The following is a 16143-nucleotide window of genomic DNA, read 5'->3' on the forward strand; positions in this document are numbered from 1 at the left end:
AGCTCCGTGCTCCGATCGTGTCGGTATGGGCTTCCTCCTCGGAGCTCTCCCCGCGCTCGTCGCCGAACTGGCCCCGAGCGATTCGACCGGGATCGCGGCCGGGGTCTACAACTCGCTGCGCACCCTCGGAGGGTCGGCTGCCGGCGCGGTGTTCGCCGTGCTGCTCGCGGGCTTCACCGCATCCGGATCCCTCAGCTCGTCGATCGGCGGTTACATCACCATCTGGAGCGTCTGCGCCGGCGCGTTCATCATCTCCGCCCTCGCGCTCGCATTCATGCGGATGCCGCGCCTCACCGACTCCTCCGCACGAAAGGCCCACTCGTGAGCGCCCCCGATTTCGCGGCCGATGCCGTCGCGATCCTGCCCGACCTGGTCGCCCTGCGACGAGCTCTGCACGCCGACCCCGAGCTCGGACTCGACCTGCCGCGCACGCAGCAGAAGGTTCTCGACGCGCTCGAAGGACTGCCCCTCGAGATCACCACCGGCACGCGCACCACCTCGGTCGTGGCGGTTCTGCGCGGAGGGCGGCCGGGGCCCGCGGTGCTGCTGCGCGGTGACATGGACGCCCTGCCGATCGAGGAGACGACCGGTCTGGAGTTCGCCTCCACCAACGGCACCATGCACGCGTGCGGGCACGACCTGCACACCGCGGGCCTCGTGGGCGCGGCGAGGCTTCTCTCGGAGAGACGCGACGAGCTGCACGGCTCGGTGATCTTCATGTTCCAGCCGGGGGAGGAGGGACACGGGGGCGCGAAGGTCATGATCGAGGAGGGGCTGCTCGACGCGGCCGGTGAACGTCCGGTCGCCGCGTACGCGATCCATGTCGCACCCGGTCCGCGCGGCCTCTTCGCGACGAGGAGCGGAGCGGTGGCCGCAGGATCCAACCAGCTCTTCGTCACGGTCGACGGCAGGGGAGGGCACGGTTCGCAGCCTCATCAGACGCTCGATCCGGTGCCCGCCGCGGCCGAGATCGTGCTGGCGCTCCAGAGCTTCGTGACGCGGCGGTTCGATGCCTTCGATCCCGTGGTGCTGTCGGTGACCCGGCTCTCGACGGGTGAGGGAGCGGTCAACGTCATCCCCGAGCAGGTCGAGCTCGCTGCGACCGTCCGCAACATGTCGCCCGCGTCGCTCGCGACCCTCCAGGAGGGGCTGCCTCGGGTGATCGAGGGGGTGGCGGCCGCGCACGGCCTCACCGCCGACGTGCGCTTCGACACGATGTATCCGGTGACCGTGAACGACCCCGCAGAGACGGCCGAGACCGTCGACGTGCTGCAGGGTGTCTTCGGCGAGCAGCGCGTCGTCATCATGCCGACGCCGATGATGGGATCAGAGGACTTCGCCTTCGTCCTCGACGAGGTGCCCGGCACGTTCATCGCGCTGATGACCTCGCCGCCCGACGCGGACCCGAGCACGATCGAGTGGAACCACTCGCCGAGGGTGCTGTTCGACGACGCGGTGCTCGGCGACCAGGCTGCGGCGCTGGCATCCGTCGCATTCGCCCGCACGGCTCGCTGACGTCGCCTCTCAGCGGAGGCCGCTCCCCGTCGGGGAGCGGCCTCCGTCATGAATGACGACCAATTTGTGACGAATCGTTCGTAGCATCCGTCTTAGTGGTGTCGCTGCACTGCGGCCCTCCCCGCAGGGGATCGGAACACACTGACGAAGGAGCACATGATGGCGAACGTCTCGAACGCACAGCAGCCCAAGGTCCAGGTCGCCCCGGCAGGTTCGACCGTCGCCTCGACGGGTGCGACGATCATCGAGAACGGCGTGGTCGCGAAGATCGCGGGCATCGCGGCGCGAGAGGTTCCCGGTGTGTACGCGCTCGGTGGCGGAGCCGCTCGCGCCGTCGGAGCCATCCGTGATGCTCTCAACTCCACCGACCTGACCCAGGGTGTCAGCGTCGAAGTGGGCGAGACGCAGGTCGCGGTCGACGTGACGATCGTCGCCGAGTACCCGGCATCGTTGCAGAAGGTCGCGGACGATGTCCGCGCGGCGATCTCCGTCGCGATGAGCGAGTTCGTCGGCAAGCAGGCGGTCGAGGTCAACGTCACCATCAACGACGTCCACATCCCCTCCGATGACGCGTCGGACGACGTCGCCGCCGCCGCCGACGACGCCGTGGAGACGCGTGTCCTGTGATCCATCGAGATGCGAACGAGTGATCGGATCAGCATCTCGTGACCTCGTGATCGGGTCGATGATCCGATCCGATCACGGGTCCGCTCCGAATCTATTCGGGGGAATGGAAAAGGGAGTCGACGCATGGCTGGGGAACGCTTTCGCTCTGCACTCGAGCAGGCCGACGACCGGATCGTCGCCGGTCGGGCGATGGATGGGGACGTCGCCGCATTCGCGGTGCTGGTGCGCAGGTACACGCCGATGATGCGCGCGTACACGCAGCGGATGCTGAACGCCTCGGCCGATGTCGACGACATCGTCCAGGAGACGTTCGTGACCGCGTGGCAGCGGTTCTCCGAACTGGACGACCCCGCGAAGGTCAAGAGCTGGCTGATGCGCATCGTGAGCCGCAAGGCGGTGGATCGCATCCGCGCACTGCGACCGATGATCGACGTCGACGACGTGGAGCAGGCCGCGCCGCCGCAGGGTGCTCCGGCGCGCGTCGTCGAGGCCCGCGCGGGGATCGAGGCGCTGGGGGCGGCGTTGCAGGAGCTGCCGGCCGCCCAGCGGGAGTGCTGGGTGCTCAGGGAGATGGGCGGGTACTCGTACGACGAGATCGCCGCCGAGCTCGACATATCGGTGTCGACGGCGCGTGGCCTTCTCGCCAGAGCCCGCAAATTCATGATCGTGCGAATGGAGGCCTGGCGATGAGCGATGATCAGGCGACCCCCGACGTCCGTCAGCTCGGTCTCGAACCGGGCGATCTCGACGGGCACACGCTCGAAGAGCTGAGCGACTATCTCGAAGCAGGGAGGGTTCCCCTCGACCCGTCGATCGAGGGCTCGCCGGGATGCCAGCTCGCTCTCGACGCACTCGAGCGGCTGCACGGCCTCGGCGGTCAGCTGATCGACGCCGATGCCGCCGCCATGCCCGAGGTCGATGACAGCTGGGTCGATCGCATCCTCTCGGGCATCGCCCTGGACGCCCGCGCCGGGCGTCGGATCCCGTTCGCAGAGACCGACCCCGCGGTCGACTTCGGAATCACCGAGGGGGCAGTCCGGGGCCTCATCCGCTCGGCGGAGAACGCTGTGCCCGGCATTCTGGTCGGGCGGTCGACACTCGACGGCGACGTCACCGCCGTGGGCGAGCCGATCCGCATCGCGATCGAGGTCAACGCCGTCTACGGCGAGTCGATCCCGCAGGCGGTGGACCGGCTCCGCGAAGAGGTCGCCGAGCGTCTGCGGCGGCAGACGTCCCTCACGGTGACCGCGATCGACGTCACCGTGCGGGACATCCAGAGAATCAGCAGCGCGGCGGAGGAGACACCATGAGCGTTACCGATCCCACGGGACTCGCTGAGAGGATCGAGGCGGCCGTGCTGGCCACCCCGGGTGTGCGCAGCGTCTACCGGGCGGGCTCACTGGTGTCGAATCTCGTCGGAGAAGGTGCGGTCGCGATCGGCATCAGCCGGGTCGACGAGCCGCTCGTGGCGGTTCGCGTCGCCGACGAGGGCGTCGTGGTCGAGGCATCGCTCGGCATCGAGTACTCGGCGAGTGCCGTCGAGCTGCTGCAGGACGTCCGCGGGGCCTTGGGGAAGGTCCTGGCGGAGGACGGGCTGGGGCCCGTCGAGATCGTGCTCACGATCGCGTATGTCCATCCTCGGGAGGCATCGTCGGACTGAGTCCGCGTGAGCGCGCTGAGGCGCCGATCCTGGGTGAGGATCGGCGCCTCCTGGTGGGGCGGCCGGCCTGATGCCGAACGGCGGATCAGGCGATGGCGCGCAGGCCCTCGACGAGAGGCGTCGTGGGACGGCCGATGAGGCGCGCGAGCGTGCCGTCCGACTCGGAGAGCGCGCCCGACGCGATGCCGGCATCCAGAGCGACGACGAAGCCCGCCGTGCCCTCGTCGAGACCGGCCGCCTGGAGTCCGGCGAGCTGCTCGTCGGCCGTGAGCGGCTGATAGGTCACGTCGCGGCCGGAGACCTCCGCGAGCGCGGCCGCGAGCTCGGTGTAGTCCCACGCGACGTCGCCGCCGAGTTCATACACCTGCCCGATGTGACCGTCTTCGAGCAGCACGACGGCTGCGGCCTCGGCGAAGTCCTTGCGGCTGGCCGACGCGACGCGGCCGTCGCCGGCTCCGGAGGCGAGCACTCCGGTCTCGGCTGCACGGGCGAGGTCAGCGGCGTAGTTCTCGGTGTACCAGTTGTTGCGCAGGATGACTGCCGGGAGACCGGACGCCGTGATGAGCTCCTCGGTGGCCTTGTGTTCGGGGGCGAGCACGAGATCGCTCGTCGTGGCCTTCGGAGCGCTGGTGTAGACGAACTTCGTGACACCGGCGGACCGGGCGGCGTCGATGACCGCCTGGTGCTGCGCGACGCGCTGCCCGACCTCGGAACCCGAGATCAGCAGGACGCTGTCCACGCCCTCGAGGGCGGAGGTGACGGAGGAGGGGTCGGTGTAGTCGAGCCGCGCGACCCGCACGCCGAGATCCTCGGCCTTCGCGACATCGCGGGCGCCGGCGATGATCGACTGCGGGTCGGCGCCGCGCTCGAGGAGGCTGGCGATGACGAGGCGTCCGAGGTTGCCGGTCGCACCGGTGACGAGGATGGTCATGGGGTGTCCTTTCGTAGGTGACAGAGGCGATAACCTGGCCACCGTGTCGGAACATTCCATACTGTGGGTACCCACTTTGAAGTAAGGTACATACATGACGGTTAGTTATGCAGAGATCCGCGAGTCGACTCCGCAGATCTTCGAGCCGGGATGCAGCACCCGCGTCATCCTCGACCACGTGATGAGCAAGTGGGGCGTGCTCGTGCTCTCGTCCCTCTCCGACGGCACCCATCGCTGGGGCGAACTGCGCCGCGAGGTCGGCGGCATCAGCGAGAAGATGCTCGCCTCGACCCTGCGAACCCTCGCCGACGACGGGCTGGTGCGTCGTGAGTCCTTCCCGACGGTGCCTCCGCACGTCGAGTACAGCCTGACTCCTCTCGGGCGGGATCTCATGGGGCGGATGCTGCCGCTCGTCGAGTGGGTCGCCGACCACGCCGACGGAATGATCGTTCGTGACTCACTCGACTGATTCCGTCGCTCAGTTGCGCAGAAGCCCACGGAATCCGTCGGTATAAGAAAAGGATTGACGCGATATACGCGGTACCCGTATGTTCTGAGCATGTCAGCTACGACGCCGATCCATCTCGAACGCCCCGACGGCAAGGGCCTGGCCGCCGGCACCCTCGGTCTGTGGGGCTCGACCGTCATCGGCCTGGCCTCGACGGCCCCCGTCTACTCACTCGTCGCGACGCTCGGCTATGTGGTGCTGGCCGTCGGAGCTCAGGCACCGATCGCGTTCATCATCGCGTTCGTGCCGATGCTGCTGATCGCCTTCGCCTACCGTGAGCTGAACAACGCCGTCCCCGACTGCGGCACCACGTTCACGTGGGGGACGAAGGCGTTCGGTCCCTGGGTCGGCTGGATGGGCGGCTGGGGTGTCGCAGTCGCCGGCATGGTGGTGCTCGCCAACCTCGCCCAGATCGCATCGGTCTACTTCTGGTCCCTGATCGGGTTCGATCTCGAGAACAACGACTGGCGGATCGTCCTCGTCGCTGTGCTGTTCATCGCCGCGATGACCTGGGTCAGCTGGCGCGGCGTCGAGATCGGTGAGCGCATCCAGAACGTTCTGCTGGGCATCCAGTACCTCGCCCTGGCGATCTTCGTCGTCGCCGCTCTCTGGCAGTTCTTCGCCGGTACCGCCCCGAACCCGACGCCGTTCGAGATGGAATGGCTGAACCCGTTCGCGTTCACCAGCTGGCCCGGATTCACCGAGTCGATCCTGCTCGCTCTCTTCATCTACTGGGGCTGGGACACGTGCCTCGCGCTCAACGAGGAGACCAAGGATCCCAAGAAGATCCCCGGCCGCGCGGCGCTGCTGACGACCGTCATCCTCCTCGTCACCTACGTCGGCGTCACGATCGCCGCGATGATGTACGCCGGTCTCGGGTCGGAGGGCACCGGGCTCGGCAACGAGGCCAATGCCGACGACTTCTTCCTGGCGATCAAGGACGGCCTGCTCGGCCCGTTCGGCTGGGTGCTCGTGGTCGCCGTCGTGCTCTCGGCCATCTCGTCGACGCAGACCACGATCCTCCCCACCGCCCGCGGCACCCTCGCGATGGGCGTGTACCGCGCTCTGCCGGCGAAGTTCAAGGACGTGCACCCGACCTACAAGACTCCGTCCTTCTCGACCATCGTCATGGGGGTCGTGGCCATCGCGTACTACATCGGCATGACCCTGATCAGCGACGACATCCTCCAGGACTCGATCCTGTCGCTCGGTCTGGCGATCGCGTTCTACTACGCCATCACCGGGTTCGCCTGCGCCTGGTACTTCCGCAAGGACCTCACCCGCTCGGCGCGCGACTTCCTCTTCAAGGGGCTGTTCCCGGTGCTGGGCGCGGCCATGCTCACCTGGGCCTTCGTGCAGTCGGCGATCGACATGTGGGACGTGGACTACGGCTACACGGTGCTCTTCGGCATCGGCGGCACCTTCGTGATCGGCATCGGAGCGCTCGCGTTCGGCCTCGTGCTCATGTTCGTCTGGTACCTGTTCCCGCGGTCGAAGAGGTTCTTCCGCGGCGAGAGCCTCAACCGCGACACCCAGGTGATGGTGCCCGACGAGCCGGGCCTGATCCGCTCGATCGACGGCGGCATCTGAGCTGCGGCATCCTGTCCGAGCCGGATCGCGTGCGGGTACGCCCTAGGCTTTATCCGTGCGCATCCGGCTCGACATCGCCTACGACGGCACCCACTTCCGCGGGTGGGCCAAGCAGCCCACCCTGCGCACAGTGCAGGGGACTCTCGAGGCCGCGCTTGCTCGCATCGTCGGCTCCGAGGTGCAGTTCGTCGTCGCAGGACGGACGGATGCCGGGGTCCACGCCCTGGGTCAGGTCGCGCACGTCGACCTCGACGAGGAGCAGTGGGCCCGCATCGAGTCGCGTCAGGGTCGTGCGCCGCAGGACCCTGCGGCGTCGATCGCGCGACGGATGAGGGGAGTGCTCGGCGCCTACCCTGATGCGACCGTCACGGCCTCGTCCATCGCTCCGGATGGATTCGACGCCCGATTCTCTGCGGTCTGGCGGCGTTACCGCTACCGTCTCGCCGACTCGACGGCGGGGTACGACCCTCTTCGGCGCCACGACACGACCGCGCACCGCGGCGTTCTCGACGACCAGGCGATGGATGCCGCGGCGCGGACGCTCATCGGACTCCACGATTTCGCGGCCTACTGCAAACCTCGCGAGGAGGCCACGACGATCCGGACGCTCCTCGACTACCGCTGGTCGAGGGACGCCGAGGGTGTGCTGGTCGCCGAGGTGAAGGCCGACGCGTTCTGCCACAGCATGGTGCGGGCCCTCGTCGGCGCGTGTGTCGCCGTGGGGGAAGGGCGTCTCGACATCGACGATCTGGTCGTGCTGCGCGACGCGCTCACCCGCACCAGCGAGTTCAAGGTCCTGGCGGCGCGGGGACTCACGCTCACCGAGGTCGGCTATCCCGCCGACGATCTGCTGTCGACCAGGGCGGAGCAGACGCGCGCCCGTCGTGACGGCACGAGCGCATGAGTCGGCGGGCTGCGATGTTCGTCGAAGTCACCTCCCCGGGCTGGGCGTTCTGGCGAGCGCTGGTCGACACCTGCATCGGGCTGATCGTCGGCACGCTCTACACGTTCGTCGGCATCATCGTGGTCGGCATCGTGGGGGAGGAGGCGCTGTCGTCCCTGTACTGGCAGATCGACCTCGACCCTCTGTTCCGAGCGAGCATGGGCGTCTTCCTGCTCGCGGCTGCGCTGCTGGCAGCCCTCGTCCCCGTCGTCGTGGTCGCCGAACGCTTCGCGGCACTGCGCGCCGTCGAAGCCGCTGCGCTCGAGAACCCGGATGCCGTGCCGCAGCACTCCCTGCGCCAGACGCTGCAGGCGTCACCGGCCGCACTCCTGCAGAAGACCGGCACGGTGATGTTCTGGTGCGTGGTCGGACTCGGCGCCCTCTTGGCGCTGGGGGTGCTCTTCACGGAAGATCTCCGTGAGGATGCGGTGAGCTGGGTCGCGCTCCTCGTCATCGCCGTGCTGGCCGCCGGCGCCGCGGCGGTGCGACGACTCGGGCGACGAGCCGTCGAGCGCGTTGGGCCGCGGATGAGCGCGCAGTGGAGCCGGTGGAAGCGGCTGGTGCCGCTCGCGGAAAGGCGCGACGCCGACCGCAGGGACGCGGCGATGCGCACCGTCGTGCCCCGCTGGCTCGCGGTGCCGAGCGCGCGGACGGTCGGCCGGATCGCGAAGATCCTGCTGACGGCGACGCTCCTCTCGCTCGCGGCCTTCATGCTGTCAGTGTTCATGCGACAGCAGTGCCGCACCTGCGACCCGGTCTACTGGGACGAGCCCATCGAGAACGGCATCGATGTGCTGAGCCTGACCAGCGGCGCAGCGATCGCGATGTGCGCCGCCCTCGGCATCGTCGCCTGGCTCGGGGGAGTCGTCCTGCAGTTCTCGCGCGAGCGCGCGCTGGTGCGGTGGGTCTCTGACGGCGTGCCGCGTCGCGTCGACACGAGCCTGGTCGAGTCCCTGCTCGCGGGCAATCGGTCGATGGTCCGGCTGCAGATCGGTCTGTCCGTGGTCGGGGCGGGTGCTCTCATCGTGGGCACCGGCGCGATCTGGGCGGACTGGACGGCGATGGACGCACGGTGGCCCCTCGTCGCCGCCGTCGTGCTGATCGCCTCGGGCTTCGTCATCGGCTGGGCGGATTCGCGCCGACGTCGCAGAGAGCGCCAGCTCGCGCGGGATGCACTGTTCCCCGGCGACGTCGGACGCCGCGGCGACGCGACGACGCGAGGGCGGGCGATTGCCACCGGAATCCAAGACTGACGCACTACCGTGAAGTGCGATGAAGGTCATCTCGTACAACTTGCAGAAGCACCGCGCCGCAGGAGAGCTCGCGGCGCTGGCCTCGACGCACGATCCTGACATCCTGTGCCTGCAGGAGTGCGATGTCGCGGACCTGCCGGAGACCATCGGAGACCTCACCCTCGCGGATGCGACGCAGGGCAACCGGCTGGGACTCGCGATGTTCTATCGCGCGAGCGAGTTCCACCTGCAGGGCATCCGCACGATCGAGCTGAAGAAGTCGCTGCACGACCGCATCGCCAAGCCCGCGCACGAGCGGGTCCTGGGCGCACGGCTGCGGGACATCGACGCGGGGCGCGAGTTCATCGCCGCGTCGTTCCATGCGGCGCCGCTCACGGCCCTGAACTCCCTGCGGCGGCATCAGATCCGGGCGGCGCTCACCGAGCTGGCGACGCTCGGCGAGGGACTGCCGCAGCTGATGGTCGGCGACTACAACTACCCCGTGTTCAAGGAGAACCTCGGTCAGACGATCCGCGAACACGGATACGCGCTGACACTGAGCGACGATCACACCTACACCCGGTACCGCGTGTTCCGCGGCCACTACGACTTCGCCACCTCTGTCGGCTTCGAGATCCAGCGGGTCACCACGCTCCCGCAGGGGATGAGCGACCACCGTCCGATCCTGGTGACCACCCGCTTCGACTGACCGCCGACCGGCCCGGTTTGGGAGAACGCTCGGAATGACGTAAGCTGTCACTTTGGTACTCGACTGCCGAGTGCCACGAACGTGAGCCCTCCACTGGCGTGTTCCTCCCTGTAGGGAAGAACCACCCCGGAGTGGGATTCACGAACTTCTCCGTTCGAACAAGAAAGCAGCACTATCGTGACGCGCACTTACACCCCTAAGGCCGGCGAGGTCCAGCGTGACTGGGTCGTCATCGACGCCACTGACGTCGTTCTCGGCCGTCTGGCCTCGCACGCCGCTACGCTCCTGCGTGGCAAGCACAAGCCCACCTTCGCCAACCACATCGACTCGGGTGACTTCGTCATCATCGTGAACGCCGACAAGGTCGCGCTCACCGGTCAGAAGCTCCAGAAGAAGCTGGCCTACCGCCACTCGGGTTACCCGGGCGGCCTGAAGTCGGTCACCTACGCCGAGCTCATGGAGAAGAACCCGGTCCGTGCTGTCGAGAAGGCCATCCGTGGCATGCTCCCCAAGAACAGCATCGGCCGTCAGCAGCTGTCGAAGCTCAAGGTCTACGTCGGTGGAGAGCACCCGCACGCCGCTCAGCAGCCGAAGACGTACACCCTCGACCAGGTCGCCCAGTAAGCGCCGTAAAGACTTAAGGACATACTCGTGGCTGACATCCAGGACACCACCGAAAACCCCCAGAACTTCTCGACGTCGACTCCCGAGACCGACGCAGTCGAGGCGGCTCCCCGCCCCGTGCTGAGCGTCCCGGGTGCCGCTGTCGGCCGTCGCAAGCAGGCCATCGCCCGCGTGCGTCTCGTCCCCGGCTCGGGAACGATCACGGTCAACGGCCGCACGCTCGAGGACTACTTCCCGAACAAGCTGCACCAGCAGCTGATCAACGACCCGTTCACCATCCTCAACCTCGCCGGCGGCTACGACGTCATCGCGCGCATCTCGGGCGGTGGCCCCTCGGGCCAGGCCGGTGCACTGCGTCTCGGCATCGCTCGTTCGCTCAACGGCATCGACGAGGAGAACAACCGTCCGACCCTGAAGAAGGCCGGCTTCCTGTCGCGCGACGCTCGCGTCAAGGAGCGCAAGAAGGCTGGACTCAAGAAGGCCCGCAAGGCGCCTCAGTACTCGAAGCGTTAAGGTCCACCGCTCCGATGCCGATCTTTGGCACGGACGGCGTGCGAGGGCTTGCCAATGGCATCCTCACCGCCGACCTCGCGCTCACCCTGGCCCAGGCGACTGCTGTCGTCCTGGGCCAGGGCCGTACTGCGGAGGCTCGTAAAGCCGAAGGCAAGCGACTCACTGCAGTCGTGGCCCGCGACCCCCGCGTCTCCGGTCACTTCCTGACCGCTGCCGTCTCCGCAGGACTCGCATCCTCCGGCGTCGACGTGCTCGAGGCCGGAGTGATCCCGACGCCGGCTCTCGCGTTCCTCGTCGCCGACCGCGACGCCGACTTCGGTGTGATGATCTCGGCCTCGCACAATGCGGCACCCGACAACGGGATCAAGATCTTCGCCCGCGGCGGCGTGAAACTGCCCGATGTCGTCGAGCAGCGGATCGAAGAGGCCATGGCCGGCGAGAAGCTGCGTCCGACCGGTGCCGGCGTGGGCAGGATCATCCGATTCTCCGACGCCGAAGACCGCTACGTCGTCCACCTGCTCGGCTCGCTGCCGAACCGGCTCAACGGCATCAAGGTCGTGCTCGACTGCGCCCACGGCGCCGCATCCGGCGTCTCGCCGGAGACCTTCCGCGATGCCGGGGCCGATGTCACCGTGATCGGTGCCGATCCGGACGGCTGGAACATCAACGACGGCGTCGGTTCGACGCACCTCGACCAGCTCGCCGAGGCTGTCGTCCGTCTCGGTGCCGACATCGGGATCGCGCATGACGGCGATGCCGATCGATGCCTGGCTGTCGACGCTCAGGGCAACGTCATCGACGGCGATCAGATCATGGCGATCCTCGCGGTCGCGATGAAGGAACGCGGTCACCTCACCGACGACACCCTCGTCGCCACCGTGATGAGCAATCTGGGTCTGCACATCGCCATGCGCGAGCAGGGGATCACGGTTCGACAGACCGCGGTGGGCGACCGCTACGTCCTCGAGGACATGAACCGGGGCGGCTACGCCCTGGGCGGAGAGCAGTCCGGACACGTCATCATGAGCGAGTTCGCGACCACCGGTGACGGTCTGCTCACAGGGCTCCACCTCGTCGCCGAGATGGCGCGCCAGAACAAGACGATCGCCGAGCTCGCGAGCGTGATGACCGTCTACCCGCAGGTGCTGATCAACGTCCGCGACGTCGACAAGGACGCGCTCGAGTCCGATGCCGTCGTGCAGCAGGCCGTTCGCGAGGTCGCAGCCGAACTCGGCGAGACGGGCCGGGTGCTCCTGCGCAAGTCGGGCACCGAGGCTCTCGTCCGAGTCATGGTCGAGGCACCGGATGCGGAATCCGCGCAGTCGTACGCGGACCGCCTCGTCGATGTGGTGCGGGAGCGCCTCTCCCTCTGAACCGTCGAGCGCGCCGTGCGGCACCGACCCCTGGTCAGTCGCGCGGCGCGCTCCAGTTCAACTGCTCGATGTATCTCAGCAGCACGCCCTCGCGCAGAGCCCACGGCGACACTTCGAGCTCGTCGACGTCGAGCGCCGTCATGGCCGTGTGCAGCGATACGGCGGCGGCGACGATCTGGAACGTGCGATCCGCCGTGATCCCGGGCAGCTCCTGCCGCGCGGAAGCGGGCAGGCGAGCGAGTCGAGGGATCCACGATCCCAGCGCTGCTCGCGGCAGCACCATGCGCTGGATCCCCGACCAGCCGGGAACCGGATAGCCGGCCAGTCGAGCCAGAGATCGGATCGCCTTCGAGGAGCCGACGACGTGATCGGGCCGCGGGAGCGCGGTGAATCGGGGAAGCACCTCGGCAAGGGTGGCGCTCGCGTGCTCGCGAAGCCGCTCGACGTCGTCTTCGCCCGGCGGGTCCTGCGGAAGGAACTGCACGGTCATCCGACCGGCTCCGAGTGGGACGGATGCCGCGGCGTCGGGAAGCTCGTCGCCGCCCGCCGCGACCTCGAGCGATCCACCGCCGATGTCGAGGAGAAGGAGCTGGCCTGCCGACCAGCCGAACCAGCGCCGAACGGCGAGGAAGGTGAGTTCGGCCTCGGTCTCTCCATCGAGCACCTGCAGAGGCTGGCCGAGGGCGGCTTCGATGCGGGCGATCACGTCGGCGCCGTTCCGGGCGTCGCGCACCGCACTCGTCGCGGTGGCGAGCAGCTCATCGACCCGCTCGGCGTCCGCGACCGCGCGCGCCTGGGCCACGGCCGCTTCGAGTGCGCGCACCCCCTCTTCCGAGATCGATCCGTCATCGGTGAGGTAGCGCATCAGGCGCAGGACGGTGCGGTCGCTGGTGGTCGCCAGCGGCCTGCCGCCGGGGCGGACGTCGGCGGCGAGCATGTGGACGGTGTTGGAACCGATGTCGAGTACTCCCAGGCGCACGGATAGAGACTACTCGTGCGCCGTTACGATGTATCCGTGACCACCGCCGACCCCACGCTGCCGCTGTCTCCGTATCGCGAGATCGGGCGCGATGAATGGGCGCGATTGGCGGCGGGACTCGACCAGCCGCTCACCGAGACCGAGGTCGTCGAACTCCGGGGCATCGGCGACCGGCTCGACCTCGCCGAGGTGCGCGAGGTCTATCTGCCGCTCAGTCGACTGCTGAGCCTCTACGCGACGGCCACCAAGCGGCTGGGCGCCGCGACCAGCTCGTTCCTTCAGGAGGACGATTCCACGACCCCGTTCGTGGTCGGAGTCGCCGGCTCGGTCGCCGTCGGCAAGTCGACGATCGCCCGTCTGCTGCGCGAGCTGATGAGCCGCTGGCCGGGCACCCCTCGCGTCGAGCTCGTGACGACGGACGGGTTCCTGTATTCGAATGCCGAGCTCGAGCGCAGGGGCCTGATGGAGCGCAAGGGTTTTCCGGAGTCCTACGACCGGAGGGCGCTGCTCGAGTTCCTCACCGAGGTGAAGAGCGGTGCGGCAGAGGTGCGGGCGCCGTTCTACTCGCACATGCGCTACGACATCGTCCCCGACGCCCATGTGGTCGTCCGTCGCCCCGACGTCGTGATCGTCGAGGGCCTGAACGTCCTCCAGCCGCCGCCCGCCCCCAATGACGTGGCCGTCAGCGACCTCTTCGACTTCTCGATCTTCGTCGACGCCGACACCTCGCACATCGAGAAGTGGTACGTCGATCGGTTCCTCGCACTGCGCCAGGGCGCGTTCTCGAATCCCTCGTCCTACTTCAACGTCTTCGCCCACCTGACCGATGACGAGGCGATCACGACGGCTCTCGGCTATTGGAACGAGATCAACATGCCGAACCTGGTCGAGAACGTGATGCCGACCAAGCATCGCGCGCGTCTCGTGCTCAACAAGGGCGTCGACCACAGCGTCGAGAGCGTGCTCCTGCGGAAGCTCTGACCGGTCGGCTATTTCGTTCGGAACCTTCGCAAAAAGCCCGCCTTACTCTTGACGACATGTGTGGAATCGTCGGATACGTGGGCCCGCGGCCCAGCCAGGACATCCTGCTCGCAGGCCTCGCCCGTCTCGAGTACCGCGGGTATGACTCCGCGGGTGTCGCCGTCATCGACGGCGACGGTTCCCTCGGGATGCGCAAGAAGGCGGGAAAGCTCGCCATGCTGCGCGATTCGCTGAAGGATGCCGAGCTGTCGGACGGCAACACGGGCATCGGGCACACCCGCTGGGCCACCCACGGTGGGCCCACCGACGAGAATGCGCACCCGCATCTCGCCGATGACGACAAGCTCGCCGTGATCCACAACGGCATCATCGAGAACTTCGCCTCGCTCCGCGACGAGCTGCTCGCCGATGGCGTCAGCTTCCGCAGCGAGACCGACACCGAGGTCGCTGCCGCGCTGCTCGGCCGCGAGTACCGCAACAACGGCGGAGACCTGCAGGGCGCGTTCCGCGCCGTCGTCAACCGCCTCGAGGGCGCTTTCACCCTGCTCGCGATGCATCAGGACCACCCGGGCCTGGTCGTGGGTGCTCGCCGCAACTCGCCCCTGGTGATCGGCCTCGGCGAGGGTGAGAACTTCCTCGGCTCCGACGTCGCCGCGTTCATCGAGCACACCCGCAAGGCACTGGCCATCGGCCAGGACCAGATCGTCTCGATCACCCCGGACGCCGTCACCGTCACCGACTTCGCCGGCACGCCTGTCGAGGCCGAGCCGTTCGACGTCTCGTGGGACGCCGCCGCCGCCGAGAAGGGCGGCTGGTCGAGCTTCATGGCCAAGGAGGTCGCCGAGCAGCCCGAGGCGGTCGCCAACACGATCCGTGGCCGCATCCAGGGCGACCAGGTCGTGATCCCCGAGCTCGACGGGCTCGACGACCTGTTCCTCGGCATCAACCGCATCATCATCACCGCCTGCGGTACGGCCGCGTACTCGGCGCTCGTCGGCAAGTACGCGATCGAGCAGTGGGCGCGGGTCCCCGTCGACGTCGAGCTGGCGCACGAGTTCCGCTACCGCGACCCGGTGATCGGCGACGACACCCTCGTGATCTCGATCAGCCAGTCCGGTGAGACGATGGACACGTTGATGGCCGTCAAGTACGCGAGGGAGCGCGGCGCGCGCACCCTCTCCATCTGCAACACGCAGGGTGCGACGATCCCTCGCGAGTCCGATGCGGTGGTCTACACCCACGCCGGGCCCGAGGTCGCAGTGGCGTCGACGAAAGCCTTCTCCGCGCAGATCACCGCTCTGCTGCTGCTCGGCCTGCACGTGGGGCGCGTGCGCGGCTCCGTCCAGGATGCGTCGGTCGACGTCGCCGAGCTCACCGCACTTCCCGAGAAGATCGCCAAGGTCCTCGAGAGCGAGCAGGAGCATGTCACCCAGCTCGCGAGCTGGATGGCCGACACTCGTTCGGTGCTGTTCCTCGGTCGCCACGTGGGCTTCCCGATCGCACTCGAAGGCGCGCTGAAGCTCAAGGAGATCTCGTACATCCACGCGGAGGGCTTCGCCGCCGGCGAGCTGAAGCACGGCCCGATCGCGCTGATCGAGCCCGGACAGCCCGTCTTCGTGCTGGTGCCTTCGCCTCGGCACTCGGCTGTGGTCCACTCCAAGGTCGTCTCGAACATCCAGGAGATCCGCGCTCGCGGAGCTCGAGTGATCGTGGTGGCGGAAGAGGGCGATGCGGCCGTGCTGCCGTTCGCCGACGAGGTCATCCGCATCCCGCTCGCCGGCGCGATGTTCGAGCCGCTGCTCGCTGTCGTCCCGCTGCAGATCTTCGCGATGGCGCTCGCCACGGCCAAGGGGCTCGACGTCGACCAGCCGCGCAACCTCGCCAAGTCCGTCACCGTCGAGTAAGCGTCGTCGGCCTCCAGTGGCCGCTCATCGAGACACGTCACCCATCCGGGGCAC

General features: G+C 68.0%; 18 protein-coding genes. 16 read left to right on the forward strand and 2 right to left on the reverse strand.

Features of this window, described 5'->3' with window-relative positions:
* Window positions 1-25 precede the first annotated feature (25 nt).
* The 6 genes from BEP68_RS11480 to BEP68_RS11505 all read left to right on the forward strand — a co-directional run bounded on the left by BEP68_RS11480 (window position 26) and on the right by BEP68_RS11505 (window position 3802).
* Window positions 26-325, forward strand: coding sequence for a hypothetical protein (locus tag BEP68_RS11480; protein WP_056277217.1), 300 nt, complete (start codon window positions 26-28; stop codon window positions 323-325).
* Window positions 322-1515 (forward strand): M20 family metallopeptidase, encoded by a 1194-nt coding sequence (locus BEP68_RS11485; protein ID WP_053098930.1) that lies wholly within the window; start codon window positions 322-324, stop codon window positions 1513-1515. The genes BEP68_RS11480 and BEP68_RS11485 overlap by 4 nt, the downstream gene beginning before the upstream one ends.
* A 159-nt stretch (window positions 1516-1674) precedes the next feature.
* Window positions 1675-2142 carry an Asp23/Gls24 family envelope stress response protein gene (locus tag BEP68_RS11490; RefSeq protein WP_261987824.1) on the forward strand — a complete coding sequence of 156 codons (468 nt, stop codon included), beginning with the start codon at window positions 1675-1677 and terminating at the stop codon, window positions 2140-2142.
* Window positions 2143-2265: 123 nt separating this feature from the next.
* Window positions 2266-2832: an RNA polymerase sigma factor gene (locus BEP68_RS11495; protein ID WP_056277222.1), complete on the forward strand. Its 567-nt coding sequence runs from the start codon at window positions 2266-2268 to the stop codon at window positions 2830-2832.
* Complete coding sequence (locus BEP68_RS11500; RefSeq protein WP_053098932.1) at window positions 2829-3452, forward strand: Asp23/Gls24 family envelope stress response protein; 624 nt, start codon at window positions 2829-2831, stop codon at window positions 3450-3452. The genes BEP68_RS11495 and BEP68_RS11500 overlap by 4 nt, the downstream gene beginning before the upstream one ends.
* Window positions 3449-3802 (forward strand): hypothetical protein, encoded by a 354-nt coding sequence (locus BEP68_RS11505; protein ID WP_187250043.1) that lies wholly within the window; start codon window positions 3449-3451, stop codon window positions 3800-3802. The genes BEP68_RS11500 and BEP68_RS11505 overlap by 4 nt, the downstream gene beginning before the upstream one ends.
* A gap of 85 nt (window positions 3803-3887) precedes the next feature.
* Here the strand turns inward: BEP68_RS11505 and BEP68_RS11510 are convergent, their stop codons facing one another.
* Window positions 3888-4733 (reverse strand): SDR family oxidoreductase, encoded by an 846-nt coding sequence (locus BEP68_RS11510; protein WP_187250044.1) that lies wholly within the window; start codon window positions 4731-4733, stop codon window positions 3888-3890.
* A 94-nt stretch (window positions 4734-4827) separates the two neighbouring features.
* Here BEP68_RS11510 and BEP68_RS11515 point away from each other — a divergent pair, with 94 nt between their 5' ends.
* From BEP68_RS11515 to glmM, 8 genes are all read left to right on the forward strand, one after another.
* Entirely contained in the window at window positions 4828-5202 is a 375-nt protein-coding gene (locus tag BEP68_RS11515) for a winged helix-turn-helix transcriptional regulator (protein WP_187250045.1), read from the forward strand.
* A 90-nt stretch (window positions 5203-5292) separates the two neighbouring features.
* Complete coding sequence (locus BEP68_RS11520; RefSeq protein WP_053098936.1) at window positions 5293-6831, forward strand: APC family permease; 1539 nt, start codon at window positions 5293-5295, stop codon at window positions 6829-6831.
* A gap of 55 nt (window positions 6832-6886) precedes the next feature.
* Window positions 6887-7735, forward strand: coding sequence for a tRNA pseudouridine(38-40) synthase TruA (gene truA, locus BEP68_RS11525; protein ID WP_187250046.1), 849 nt, complete (start codon window positions 6887-6889; stop codon window positions 7733-7735).
* Window positions 7736-7749: 14 nt separating this feature from the next.
* Window positions 7750-9027 carry a hypothetical protein gene (locus BEP68_RS11530; RefSeq protein WP_187250047.1) on the forward strand — a complete coding sequence of 426 codons (1278 nt, stop codon included), beginning with the start codon at window positions 7750-7752 and terminating at the stop codon, window positions 9025-9027.
* Window positions 9028-9046: 19 nt separating this feature from the next.
* Window positions 9047-9715 carry an endonuclease/exonuclease/phosphatase family protein gene (locus BEP68_RS11535; protein ID WP_053098939.1) on the forward strand — a complete coding sequence of 223 codons (669 nt, stop codon included), beginning with the start codon at window positions 9047-9049 and terminating at the stop codon, window positions 9713-9715.
* 177 nt (window positions 9716-9892) lie between these two features.
* Window positions 9893-10339, forward strand: coding sequence for a 50S ribosomal protein L13 (gene rplM / locus BEP68_RS11540; protein WP_045253410.1), 447 nt, complete (start codon window positions 9893-9895; stop codon window positions 10337-10339).
* Window positions 10340-10366: 27 nt separating this feature from the next.
* Window positions 10367-10852, forward strand: coding sequence for a 30S ribosomal protein S9 (rpsI, locus tag BEP68_RS11545; RefSeq protein WP_042539158.1), 486 nt, complete (start codon window positions 10367-10369; stop codon window positions 10850-10852).
* A 14-nt stretch (window positions 10853-10866) separates the two neighbouring features.
* Entirely contained in the window at window positions 10867-12225 is a 1359-nt protein-coding gene (gene glmM, locus BEP68_RS11550; RefSeq protein ID WP_053098940.1) for a phosphoglucosamine mutase, read from the forward strand.
* Window positions 12226-12259: 34 nt separating this feature from the next.
* Here the strand turns inward: glmM and BEP68_RS11555 are convergent, their stop codons facing one another.
* Window positions 12260-13204, reverse strand: a complete 945-nt coding sequence (locus tag BEP68_RS11555) for a Ppx/GppA phosphatase family protein (protein WP_187250048.1) — start codon at window positions 13202-13204, stop codon at window positions 12260-12262.
* 36 nt (window positions 13205-13240) lie between these two features.
* On the opposite strand from BEP68_RS11555, the gene coaA reads away from it, so the two are divergent.
* Both coaA and glmS read left to right on the forward strand, forming a co-directional pair.
* On the forward strand, window positions 13241-14185 hold the full coding sequence (coaA, locus tag BEP68_RS11560) for a type I pantothenate kinase (protein WP_053098942.1): 945 nt from the start codon (window positions 13241-13243) through the stop codon (window positions 14183-14185).
* 56 nt (window positions 14186-14241) lie between these two features.
* Entirely contained in the window at window positions 14242-16089 is a 1848-nt protein-coding gene (gene glmS / locus BEP68_RS11565) for a glutamine--fructose-6-phosphate transaminase (isomerizing) (protein WP_053098943.1), read from the forward strand.
* Window positions 16090-16143 lie beyond the last annotated feature (54 nt).

Source organism: Microbacterium sp. 4-7 (assembly GCF_014332665.1).
Taxonomy (GTDB): domain Bacteria; phylum Actinomycetota; class Actinomycetes; order Actinomycetales; family Microbacteriaceae; genus Microbacterium.